This is a genomic window from Synechococcus sp. A15-28, from assembly GCF_014280175.1.
Taxonomy (GTDB): domain Bacteria; phylum Cyanobacteriota; class Cyanobacteriia; order PCC-6307; family Cyanobiaceae; genus Parasynechococcus.
This window is the reverse complement of record NZ_CP047931.1, coordinates 1,363,941-1,373,958: the sequence shown is the minus strand read 5'-3', so window position 1 is coordinate 1,373,958 and position 10,018 is coordinate 1,363,941. Positions and strand designations below refer to the sequence as shown.

At 64.3% G+C, this 10,018-nt stretch carries 11 protein-coding genes; 7 read left to right on the top strand and 4 right to left on the bottom strand.

Annotated features, from left to right (window positions below):
- The first annotated feature begins 12 nt into the window (after positions 1–12).
- The 3 genes from SynA1528_RS07880 to SynA1528_RS07870 are packed head-to-tail and all read left to right on the top strand — an operon-like array spanning position 13 to position 3,871.
- Positions 13–1,086, top strand: coding sequence for a sulfotransferase family protein (locus tag SynA1528_RS07880; protein WP_186586292.1), 1,074 nt, complete (start codon positions 13–15; stop codon positions 1,084–1,086).
- Positions 1,083–1,328 carry a DUF8678 family protein gene (locus SynA1528_RS07875; protein WP_186586291.1) on the top strand — a complete coding sequence of 82 codons (246 nt, stop codon included), beginning with the start codon at positions 1,083–1,085 and terminating at the stop codon, positions 1,326–1,328. The genes SynA1528_RS07880 and SynA1528_RS07875 overlap by 4 nt, the downstream gene beginning before the upstream one ends.
- A gap of 41 nt (positions 1,329–1,369) precedes the next feature.
- A complete protein-coding gene (locus SynA1528_RS07870; protein ID WP_186586290.1) occupies positions 1,370–3,871 on the top strand; it encodes a GH116 family glycosyl hydrolase in 2,502 nt (833 codons plus the stop codon).
- On the opposite strand, the gene SynA1528_RS07865 is transcribed toward SynA1528_RS07870, so the two are convergent.
- Positions 3,790–4,230, bottom strand: a complete 441-nt coding sequence (locus tag SynA1528_RS07865; protein ID WP_186586289.1) for a helix-turn-helix transcriptional regulator — start codon at positions 4,228–4,230, stop codon at positions 3,790–3,792. The two genes, SynA1528_RS07870 and SynA1528_RS07865, sit on opposite strands and share 82 nt — an antisense overlap.
- A gap of 99 nt (positions 4,231–4,329) precedes the next feature.
- Positions 4,330–4,764, bottom strand: coding sequence for a hypothetical protein (locus tag SynA1528_RS07860; protein ID WP_186586288.1), 435 nt, complete (start codon positions 4,762–4,764; stop codon positions 4,330–4,332).
- 77 nt (positions 4,765–4,841) lie between these two features.
- Between SynA1528_RS07860 and SynA1528_RS07855 the strand changes: the two genes are divergently transcribed.
- Genes SynA1528_RS07855 through SynA1528_RS07845 form a run of 3 tightly spaced genes read left to right on the top strand, consistent with a single transcriptional unit; the run spans position 4,842 to position 6,641 of the window.
- A complete protein-coding gene (locus SynA1528_RS07855) occupies positions 4,842–5,327 on the top strand; it encodes a DUF3122 domain-containing protein (protein ID WP_186586287.1) in 486 nt (161 codons plus the stop codon).
- The gene (ribD, locus tag SynA1528_RS07850; RefSeq protein WP_186586286.1) at positions 5,327–6,391 is read left to right on the top strand and encodes a bifunctional diaminohydroxyphosphoribosylaminopyrimidine deaminase/5-amino-6-(5-phosphoribosylamino)uracil reductase RibD; all 1,065 of its coding nucleotides are present in this window, start codon (positions 5,327–5,329) and stop codon (positions 6,389–6,391) included. Before SynA1528_RS07855 ends, ribD begins: the two co-directional genes overlap by 1 nt.
- The gene (locus SynA1528_RS07845) at positions 6,381–6,641 is read left to right on the top strand and encodes a hypothetical protein (protein ID WP_286187777.1); all 261 of its coding nucleotides are present in this window, start codon (positions 6,381–6,383) and stop codon (positions 6,639–6,641) included. Before ribD ends, SynA1528_RS07845 begins: the two co-directional genes overlap by 11 nt.
- Positions 6,642–6,643: 2 nt before the next feature.
- Here SynA1528_RS07845 and SynA1528_RS07840 read toward each other — a convergent pair whose 3' ends face one another.
- Together SynA1528_RS07840 and SynA1528_RS07835 are read right to left on the bottom strand one after the other, a co-directional pair.
- Positions 6,644–7,372 carry a potassium channel family protein gene (locus SynA1528_RS07840; protein ID WP_186586284.1) on the bottom strand — a complete coding sequence of 243 codons (729 nt, stop codon included), beginning with the start codon at positions 7,370–7,372 and terminating at the stop codon, positions 6,644–6,646.
- A 44-nt stretch (positions 7,373–7,416) separates the two neighbouring features.
- Positions 7,417–8,043 carry an SOS response-associated peptidase gene (locus SynA1528_RS07835; RefSeq protein ID WP_186586283.1) on the bottom strand — a complete coding sequence of 209 codons (627 nt, stop codon included), beginning with the start codon at positions 8,041–8,043 and terminating at the stop codon, positions 7,417–7,419.
- Between the two features lie 86 nt (positions 8,044–8,129).
- On the opposite strand from SynA1528_RS07835, the gene ftsH reads away from it, so the two are divergent.
- Positions 8,130–10,004, top strand: a complete 1,875-nt coding sequence (gene ftsH / locus SynA1528_RS07830; RefSeq protein WP_186586282.1) for an ATP-dependent zinc metalloprotease FtsH — start codon at positions 8,130–8,132, stop codon at positions 10,002–10,004.
- Positions 10,005–10,018 lie beyond the last annotated feature (14 nt).

Sequence of the window (10,018 nt, the reverse complement as noted above, 5' to 3'; positions counted from 1 at the left end):
GCTCCTCAAGCCATGGCACGGGCTGAGCTGTTGGTTGATCGTTTGGTGGCGACGGGGTTCATCCGTCCAGGGGTGTTGTGGCGCGGCCTGCAGTGCTGCCGTCCCTCTCTCGCCCGTTGGCGAGTCAGTGTGCTGGTGGGTCTCAGCGGACTGCTGGTGGAGCCGCTGGCCTGGCTGCAGTCGTTGCTGTTCGCTCGGCGCTTGCGGCGGCTGCAGCTGCCGGATGATCTGATCGTGGTGATCGGTCACTGGCGCAGTGGCACCACCTATCTGCATCAGCTGCTGGCCTGCGATCCCGCCGTGGCGACAGCCCGCAACACGCTGACGATCGCCCCCCAGGTGGCGTTGCTGCTCAAGCCCTGGATCGCCCCTGTGCTGAAGACCTGGATGACCCGGACCCGGCCGATCGACGCGGTTCCCTGGGGCCCGGATGACCCCCAGGAGGATGAACTCGGCCTGGCACGCCTCACCTTCGACACCAACATGGCCGGAATGGCATTTCCGCGGAACTATCTCGCCAATTTCCGCCGCCATGTGTTGGTCACCACCAGGGCCTACGAGCGGCAGTGGTTGCAGTTCTGCCGGCTTACCTGGCTCCATGACGGTGCCGGCAAAACCCACTGGCTGATCAAGAATTCCGTGCACACCGCCCGGGTGAGCCTGGTGCTGCGGCATTTCCCCCGGGCCCGGTTCGTGGTGCTGCCCCGGACTCCGGTCGATTCGATTCGCTCGTTGGTGCAGGTGAAGCAACGGTTGGGCACGTTGGTGGGGCTGCAGCCCGTGCCCGATCAAGGCACCCAGGTGGAGGAGACCGTGACGGCCCAACGGGAGTTGCTGGAAGCATTTGAGACCTCACGACATCTGATTCCAGATCAACAGTTGTTGGAGCTGGACTACGACGACCTCATCCATCAACCGCTTCAGGCTGTGGAGCGCATCTACACCCGTTTCGGGTTGAGCAGCTGGGCTGTGGCGAAGGCGCCGATCAAGGCCCGCATCGATCAGGCTCGCTCCTATTCCGCTGATCCGGTGCGCCTCCCACAGCCGGCGGAGCGTCGCCTTCAGTCTCTCGTCAAGCCGACATGAGCCCCTCCAGTGAGCGCCGTCAACGCCTGCATGACCTGCTGCTGGCCCTGATTGCCCGGGAGGAGGACCTGCCGCTGATGGACAGTGAGCATCCCCAACTGGAGGGAGGTATGGCTCCGGGGCGTTGGCTGGATCAGAACCGCCGCACGCTGCAGCGTTACCAGGCGTTGGTGCGAACGGCGGTCACCCTGGATGCGTTGCTGGATGCCGAGGACAGTCCACCTGATTTCAGCGCTGGCTGACCCGGTGAAACCTGGCAATCTGGGGCGACTGCCCACGCTGCATGGCCCGCTTCGGACTCTCCGCTCTGCGTTCTCTGCTGGGTCGTGGCGGCAACAGAACGCCATGGCAACCACCTGAGGCCAGCTGGAGCCGCCGCTTCGGCCTGGGCTGGGAATCGCCCTACACGGTGCGGTACTCCAGCAACCTCGACGATGGCCCCGACCACGGCATGCCCCTCGGCGGCTTCGGTGCTGGCTGCCTTGGCCGCTCCCCCAGTGGTGCCTTCAACCTCTGGAACCTCGATGGAGGAGAGCACTGGTTCGGATCGATCCCCGACTGTCAGTTCGCCCTCTGGGAGCGGCAGGGGGAGAGCGTCCGTGCCCATGCCCTGGCCACGGCCCCGGACCGTGATGACACCGACCCCAACCGCGGCACGCCCCTGAGCGCCTGGCAGTGGTACCCCGCCAGCAGGCCGGATCGCAGCACCGGCACTTACGCCGCCCGCTACCCCCTCAGCTGGATCCACCACGAGGATGTCTTCCGGGCCGGGGTGTTGTGTGAGGCCTTCAGCCCCATCCTTCCCGGCGACTACCAGCGCACCAGCTATCCGGTGGCGGTGTTCCGCTGGCAGTTCAGCAACCCCACCGATCAACCGCTGGAGCTGTCGCTGCTGTTGAGCTGGCGCAACACCGTGGGTTGGTTCACCAACACCGATGCCACCGCGGAGGTCCATTTCCGCGATGACGGCAGTCCGGAGCACAATTACGCCCCGGCCATCGGTCGCGGCGAGGGACAGCGCAACCGCCAGGTGGATCAGCCTGGACTGAGCGGAGTTCAGCTGGAGGGTCAGTCCTCGCTGCCGCTGGCGGAAGGCGAGGGGCAGTGGTGCCTGGCTCTGCCGGATGACCTGGACGGGGCGCAGGTGATGCGTTGCAGTCGTTGGGATCCCAGTGGTGATGGCGGTGAGCTGTGGACCCCCTTCGCCGCCGATGGACGGATCCCCGACAGCGATAACGACCGCGCCAGCCGGTCCGGCGAGCAGGCCAGTGCCGCCATCGCTGTGAAATTCACCCTGCCTCCCGGTGCCAACCGTGAGATTCCGCTGGTGATCAGCTGGGATCTGCCGGTCACGGCCTTTGCCAGCGGCAGCAGCGCTCTGAGGCGTTACACCGACTTCTTCGGCAGTTCGGGTTGCAATGCGGCCGCCATCGCAGCGGAAGCCCTGCGCGACTGGCGGCAGTGGCGCGAGCAGATCGAGGCCTGGCAGCAGCCGGTGTTGGCACGGACGCAGCTGCCCGAGCCCCTGCGGATGGCGTTGTTCAACGAGCTCTATGACCTCTGCAGTGGCGGCAGCCTCTGGACGGCTGCGTCTCCGGCAGATCCCCACGGGCGCTTTGGCGTTCTGGAGTGCCTCGACTACGCCTGGTACGAAAGTCTGGATGTGCGCCTTTACGGCTCACTGGCCCTGCTGCAGCTCTGGCCGGAGCTCGACAAGGCCGTGCTGCGCAGTTTTGCCCGTGCCATCCCTGCTGCGGATGCCAGCCAGCGGCCGATCGGCTGGTACTTCACCCAGGGCCGTGGACGGGTGGAAGCCGACCGCAAGGTGGCGGGAGCGACCCCACACGACCTCGGAGCTCCCAACGAACGCCCCTTCGATGCCACCAACTACACCGCCTATCAGGACTGCAATCTCTGGAAGGATCTGGCCAGTGATTACGTGCTCCAGGTTTGGCGCACCTTCCGCCTCGCCCCCACCGGTGAGGACCTGCGCTTCCTGGCCGAGTGCTGGCCCGCTGCGGTTCAGGCCCTCGAATACCTCAAGCGATTCGACGTCAACAACGACGGCCTCCCCGACAACGGCGGCGCCCCCGATCAGACCTTCGACGACTGGCCCTTGAAGGGCGTGAGTGCCTATTGCGGCGCGCTCTGGATCGCTGCCCTGGAGGCGGCTCTGGCGATGGCTCAGCGGCTGCAGCTCGACCTCGGCCTGGACACAGCGGTGGAGCAGCGGCGTTTCGGTGCGTGGCTGGAGCAATCCCGCACCAACTTCGACGACCTGCTCTGGAACGGCGAGTATTACCAGATTGATGCTGAGAGCGGCACGCCGGTGGTGATGGCTGATCAGCTATGCGGTGACTTTTACGCCCGTCTGCTGGGGCTGCCACCGGTGGTCAGTGAGGCCAGGGCTCTGAGCACGTTGAAGGCGGTGAAAGAGGCCTGTTTTGAGCGGTTCGAGTCTGGACGCCTCGGAGTGGCCAACGGTCTGCGTCGCGATGGCACTCCCCTGGATCCCGATGGCACGCACCCCCTGGAGGTGTGGACAGGCATCAATTTCGGATTGGCCAGCTATTACCGGTTGATGGGTGAGACCAAGACGGCTTTGGCCATCTGCTCGGCCGTGGTGGAGCAGGTGTACTCAGGCGGATTGCAGTTCCGCACCCCGGAAGCGATCACCGCTGTGAACACCTTCCGGGCCTGCCACTACCTGCGGGCCATGGCCATCTGGGGCTTGTGGGCCACCGACACCGCGTGGGAGCGGATACCGGGTGTGGTGGAGCGTTGAAGCGTTGTGCTCGGCGCTTCACCGAACAACTGTCGGTAGTCGCGGGCGAAATGGTTGCGACTGCTGAAGCCGAAATGATTCGCCACGGCCTGGACCGTGGTGCACTTCATCGATTCACGCTGCTGCGGGTTCATCAGCATCGCCTGAACCTGACCGAGCCGGATCTGCTTCAACACGGTCATCGGGCCCATGCCGAAGCTGGTGCGACAGCTGTGCACAATCGATGAGCGCGAGGCGAAGATCGTGCTGCTGAGGTCTTCCAGGGAAATGACTTCCGTGGGGTTGGCCTGCCCCCAGGCGATCAGGTCCTTCATCAACCCGGCGCGGTGGCTCAGGTCGCCGCTGTTGAGCTGATTCAAGCTTCGGCCGCTCAAGAGCTCCAGCAGCTCGGCTTCGACCAGCTCCGCCTGAATTGGGTCGTGATGTTGCGGCTTGGTGAGTTCAACGAGCCGTTGAAATTATTGAGGACTGACAGCAGCTGAATTCACGCCGTGGATCCGATCCAGGGCCCGTTCTTCGTTGGTGGCCAGCGCCAGCCGTTCCAGCCGCTGCTTGGAAACCATCGCCATCTGGATTTCGCAGCCCGGGGTTAGGACGACGAAGGAATCCCGAAGGGTGCTTTGAAAGCCGTGGATGCTGTGCTGATGCACCTTTTCCCCCCTGACCAGGGGATGTTCCCCCCGAACGTTGATCGAGAAGGGAAGCACCCCTGGCCTGTGATCGCCCTGAACGACCAGCGTTCGGTTGGTTGTGATCGACAGCAACGGCAACACGGCACTGCCGGTCAATCGAAATTTGCCCTGGAGGGGACCAGCACTCAGCTGGCTGACCTCGAAGCCAAAACCGAGGGACTTGAAGATTCCACTGAGTTGTCCGGAGGACGCAAAATTCAAATCCCTAGGCGAATTATTGGAGAATTCCGCGGGATTCCAAGCTGGGTTGTGAGAATTCACTGATCAGCCAAACCACAATGCGCCGACTGCTCAGCTGTTTGATCGCCGTTCTGGTGCTGTTCATCGCGGCTCCCCAGGGCTGGGCCCAGGTGCATGAACATGAATCCGAGAACGGCACGCGGATGGTGCGCAGCCTCGAGAGCCTTCGCGATCTGGATTACGACAGCTGGCAGGCGGTGGCGTACCGCGAGGGCAAGCCCGGTGAGCCCGTGGTGCTCCGCATCGTTGGCTATCCCGGCAAACTCCGGCTGGACCATCCGGTGAGTCTGCAGGTGGAGGCCGGTCGCAGAAGCTGGGCGCTGGACGACATCACCATGGCCAATCCAGCCCTGGCCAGCGACGGCCGCGAGGCGGCAGCGGAATTCTCTCTTGACCCACTGCTGGATGACCTCAGCAACAACCGGCCCCTGCGTCTGATGCTGCCGGGGGTGTTCACCGAGCTGCCTGTGCCTCCCTACGTGGTGGGTGAGTGGCGGTCGTTGCAGGACCTGCCCCTGAGCTGATGTGGGACCTGTGGATGCGCCGGGCCCTGGCGCTGGCTGCGCTGGCTGAGGGTCGCACCAGTCCCAATCCCCTGGTGGGGGCTGTGGTCCTGAACCAGGAGGGGCGATTGGTGGGCGAGGGGTTCCATTGCCGTGCGGGGGAGCCCCATGCCGAGGTGGGTGCCCTGGCTCAAGCCGGGGATGCGGCCCATGGCGGAACCCTTGTGGTCACCCTGGAACCCTGCTGCCACCACGGCCGTACACCCCCCTGCAGTGAGGCGGTGCTGCGGGCTGGGATCGCCAGGGTGGTGGTGGCTCTGGAGGATCCGGATCCCCGCGTTGCCGGCGGCGGAATCAATCAGCTGCGGCAGGCGGGTGTTGAGGTGATCAGTGGTGTGCTGCGGGAGGAGGCTCGTCAGCAGAACCGGGCGTTCCTGCACCGCGTTCGCACCGGCCGCTCTTACGGGATCTTGAAGTGGGCCATGGGCCTGGATGGCCGCACCGCTCTGCCCAATGGCGCCAGCCAATGGATCAGTGGCTCACCTGCCCGCGACTGGGTGCATCAACTACGCAGTGGCATGGACGCTGTGATCGTGGGGGGCGGGACGGTCCGCGCGGATGATCCGCTGCTCACCAGCCGTGGCCGCCGTTCGCCGGAACCCCTGCGGGTCGTGCTCAGCCGCGGTCTCGATCTTCCCGCTTCCGCACAGCTGTGGAACACCGCGGTGGCGCCGACCCTGGTGGTCCATGGACCTGATGCCGATCCCCAGCGTCTGCCGTCTGGCCCTGAGGGACTCGGGCTTTCGGCCTGTGAACCGTTGCCTTTGATGCACCACCTGGCAGAGCGGAGTTGCAATCAGGTGCTCTGGGAGTGCGGCCCCGAGCTGGCGGCTGCGGCGATCCGGCAGGGCTGTGTGCAGGAGGTGGTCGCCGTGGTGGCACCGAAACTGATGGGTGGCCTAGCTGCGCGAACGCCCCTGGGGGAGCTGGGCTTCACCGCCATGGACCAGGTGCTCAGTGGAACCTTGCAGCCTCCCCGGCCCATCGGCGAGGACTGGTTGCTCTCCCTGCGGCTTGAGGGCTGAGCCCACCAACGTGCAGAGTGCTGCCATGGAACAGCCGAACGTCCAGGAACTCCTATCGCTTCGGCTCTCTGCTCTGGCCCGCAGCGACCGGGCCATTGCGGAGTTGAATTCCAGGATCTCCAACTCGCCCGATTACTTGGTGGAGGAGTTGATGATCCGCCATGGCTGGCCTGCCCATGAAGCGCTCTGTGCTGTTCAGCAGCTGCAGCAGAAGGCGCTGCAAGGCACGACGGATCAGTCAGCAGCCTGAGGTCAGGGCCACGGGGTTGGTTCCTGAGCTTCTTCCCCTGTTCTGGCGTCTCGGTCGAGACTGCTGGCGAAACGGCCGATCAGCACTCCCATCACCGCCGCCAGATAAAGCGGTCCGGCAATGCTCGTGACCACACTCACGATTCGCGACAGCGGCAGCATCGGGCTGATGTCGCCGAAGCCGACGGTGGTGAGGCACACGAAGGCGTAGTAGTTGATTGCGGAGAAGGCATGGGCAGCTGCCAGCACGCTGCTGTCGGCGGCATCCGCCACCGTCAATGGCTCAAAGCTGCCGGGCTGGATGGTTTCCAGGGCACTCATCACTAGTCCGGCGGTCAGACCGATGTGCAGGTAGCCCGCCGTGGCACCCATCAACAGTGATTCGGTCACCTTGGGCTCATCGGCAAAGCGTTTGACCAGCCGGATCACACTCCAGCCCACCAACAGACTCCAGCTGAGGGCGAGCGGTACACCGCTGTAGATCAGCTCCAGCGGTGTGAGCAGCCACAGCCACATGGTCAGCACCGCGAACAACCCCAGACCGCGGTACGCACGATCATTCCAAGCGGGAGCCTGGCTGTCTCGCACCATCACCTGGGTCAGCAGCAGGGCGATCAGGCTGTAGCCCAGATGGGTGGCCCAGATCAGCCAGGGGAAAGCGAATCCCACCAGCACCAGCAGGGTGAACAGCAGCAGCAGACGCAGGTGCGAACCCTTCTGTCGTCGCGCCATATCCCTGAGGTGGTGTCTGCCGGCATGGTGCGGCGGCCGAGCCCTCAGAACAAGCTGAGTTGTGAGCTGCCGCGTCGGCTCCAACCCTCACTCGGCCATGGCTCCAGCATGGGTTCAAGGGCCCGGCGATGGGCGCCATCCCCTGGTTCCAGCCAGATCTCCTCGAGGCCCTGGGGAACGATCACCGGCATGCGGTCGTGCAAGCTCGCCAGAAATTCGTTTGGCCTGGTGGTGATCACGCAGCAGGTCTCCACTTCACTGCCGTCAGGGCCGATCCAGCGGTCCCAGAGCCCGGCCAGCCAGAACAGCTGCCCGTCCTGGCGACGGATCTGCTCTCCCTGCTCCAGAAATCCATCCGCCGGCAGCAGGCAGCGGTGGTGACGCCAGGGTCCACGGAAGGAGGCTTTGTCCTCCAGCGTCTCAGCGCGGGCGTTGATCGGCCTCGGCCCCGTCAGTGGATCCTTCACCCAACCCGGCAGCAGGCCCCAGAGCATGTGGCTTGTGACACTCAGGCCGTGTTCGCGTCTGAGGGCCAGCACCGGTTCGCCTGGGCGGATCAACCGCCGTGGTGCGTAGTGCTTCAACCAGCCGCAGTCGGCATCCCGCAGCCACGGTTGCAGCAGGGACTGAAGCGGCTGCAGGGGCGTATCGAGGCTGTAGCGACCGCACATGGACGTGACGTTAGAAGGCGTTCGGTTCTCCCACCCGTAAGCAACGGTTCATCCCTCGTAGCGTGCTGGGATCTCGGGCAGATGCCATGCCGATTCGACAGGACGACAACCGACCGAACCGTCGTTTCGGGATCATCAACCTGGTGCTGATCGGCTTCGGGGTGCTGTTGCTGCTGAGCAGCTTCGTGCCCAACAACGCCATGCAGCAGGTGCCCAAGGTGCCGTATTCGCTGTTCCTCGATCAGGTGAATGATGGCGCCGTGAAACGGGCTTACATCACCCAGGAACAGATCCGTTACGAGCTCAGCGATCCCGAAGAGGGCACGCCCCCGGTGCTGGCCACCACGCCGATCTTCGATATGGATCTGCCCCAGCGGTTGGAAACCAAGGGTGTGGAATTCGCTGCAGCTCCACCGAAGAAGCCCAACATCTTCACCACCATCCTCAGCTGGGTGGTGCCTCCCCTGATCTTCATCCTGGTGCTGCAATTCTTCGCCCGTCGGTCGATGGGGGGCGGCGCTCAGGGTGCCTTGAGCTTCACCAAGAGCAAGGCCAAGGTCTACGTGCCGGATGAGGAATCCCGCGTCACCTTCGCTGATGTCGCTGGTGTGGACGAGGCGAAGCAGGAACTCACCGAGATCGTCGATTTCCTCAAAACCCCTGAGCGTTACGCCGAAATCGGTGCACGCATTCCCAAGGGTGTGCTGCTGGTGGGGCCTCCCGGTACCGGCAAGACCCTGCTCTCCAAGGCCGTCGCCGGCGAAGCCGGTGTTCCCTTCTTCATCATCTCCGGCTCGGAGTTCGTTGAGCTGTTCGTCGGCGCCGGTGCAGCCCGTGTGCGGGATCTGTTCGAAGAGGCCAAAAAGAAAGCCCCCTGCATCATTTTCATCGACGAGCTCGACGCCATCGGCAAGAGCCGTTCCGGTTCCATGGGCGTGGTTGGCGGCAACGACGAGCGGGAGCAGACCCTGAACCAGCTGCTCACTGAGATGGATGGCTTCACAGCCCAGGACAAGCCAGTGATCGTGTTGGCGGCCACCAACCAGCCCGAAGTGCTGGATGCAGCGCTGCTGCGCCCGGGCCGATTTGACCGCCAGGTGTTGGTGGATCGCCCGGATCTGTCCGGCCGTAAGACCATCCTCGAGATCTACGCCAAGAAGGTGAAACTTGCTGATGCTGTGGATCTGGACAGCGTGGCGCAGGCCACCAGCGGCTTTGCCGGCGCCGATCTGGCCAACCTGGTGAACGAAGCTGCCCTGCTCGCCGCCCGTGCTTACAGAACCAAGGTTGAGCAACAGGATCTGGGGGAAGCCATCGAGCGGGTGGTGGCGGGCCTTGAGAAGAAGAGCCGCGTGCTGCAGGACGACGAGAAGAAAGTGGTGGCCTACCACGAAGTGGGTCACGCGATCGTCGGTCACCTGATGCCAGGCGGAAGCAAGGTGGCCAAGATTTCGATCGTGCCCCGGGGGATGAGCGCCCTCGGTTACACCCTGCAGTTGCCCACCGAAGAGCGGTTCCTCAACTCCAAGGAGGAACTGCAGGGCCAGATCGCCACCCTGCTGGGGGGACGTTCCGCCGAGGAGATCGTGTTCGGCAAGATCACCACCGGTGCCGCCAACGACCTGCAGCGGGCCACGGACCTCGCCGAGCAGATGGTGGGGACCTATGGCATGAGCGACACCCTGGGACCTCTGGCCTACGACAAACAAGGGGGCGGACGCTTCCTGGGCGGTGGCAACAATCCCCGCCGCTCCGTCAGTGATACCACGGCTCAGGCGATCGACAAGGAAGTGCGTGGACTCGTGGATCGCGCCCATGACGATGCCCTGGCGATCCTGCGCCAGAACATGGCGCTGCTGGAGACCATCTCCCAGAAAATCCTCGAAAAAGAGGTGATTGAGGGGGATGACCTCAAGCAGATGCTCGAGGCGAGTGTGCTGCCTGAGACCGTCAGTGCTTGACGCTGACTGCGTTC